The following is a 334-nucleotide window of genomic DNA, read 5'->3' on the forward strand; positions in this document are numbered from 1 at the left end:
TAAAGATGGTAACCCAATCACAGTAACAATCGGTGAAGACGGTAAAGGTAAAGTACCAAACAGCGAATTACCAGACGGTAAAGTACCAGGAACAGCTAAGATTACAGAACCAGGTCAACCAGCTGTAGAAGTTCCAGTAGAAACTCCAGCTAAGGTAACACCAGCAACACCAACAACTGAAAAACCAGTTGCACCAGTGACACCTGATATGCCAGTCAAACCTGATACTAATGGAGATTCTGGTCAAGATAAACCAGCACCAGCTACTCCAACTCCAAATGCAGATCAGGTAGATACTAAGACTACTGTTGATAATGGAGCTAAGTCAAATGAT

1 pseudogene is annotated in these 334 nt (G+C 42.5%); it reads left to right on the top strand.

The features are described from left to right. A pseudogene (locus ADI86_RS02230) lies at positions 1-334 on the top strand (hypothetical protein); the annotation flags it as partial.

The organism is Streptococcus pseudopneumoniae, from assembly GCF_001074975.1.
Taxonomy (GTDB): domain Bacteria; phylum Bacillota; class Bacilli; order Lactobacillales; family Streptococcaceae; genus Streptococcus; species Streptococcus pseudopneumoniae_D.